This window comes from Paenibacillus sp. 05T425 (assembly GCF_056396205.1).
In genome coordinates this window covers 1-387 of the sequence record NZ_JBFTLA010000160.1, presented here as the reverse complement: position 1 = coordinate 387, position 387 = coordinate 1, and the positions used below count along the sequence as shown (strand labels likewise).

1 protein-coding gene is annotated in these 387 nt (G+C 59.2%); it reads left to right on the top strand.

The annotated features are described in order from the left end of the window. On the top strand, positions 1–387 hold a 387-nt coding region (locus AC1DF0_RS32580; protein ID WP_477577756.1), incomplete at both ends, for a PAS domain-containing protein.

The following is a 387-nucleotide window of genomic DNA, read 5'->3' as shown; positions in this document are numbered from 1 at the left end:
ACGCTGGCGAGTTCGTCGCTGATCGTTTCAAGCGTGTCGACAGCCACGGTCGCGTGGTCTGGCTGGAGGCTTCCTACAACCCGGTGCTCGACGCCAACAACAAGCTCTACAAAGTGGTGAAGTTCGCCACGGTGGTTACCGATCAGGTGCATCAGGAGCAGGCTGTCGCGGAGGCGGCCAACATTGCCTACAGCACTTCTCAGCAAACCGACCAGAGTGCACAGCGCGGAACTGCCGTGGTGACCCAAGCTGTAGACGTGATGCGTGACCTGGCCAAACACATGCAAACCGCTGGCGAAGGTATCGAAGCACTGAACGAGCAATCGCTGGTGATCGGCACCATCGTCAAAACCATCAGCGGCATCGCCGAGCAGACCAACCTGCTGG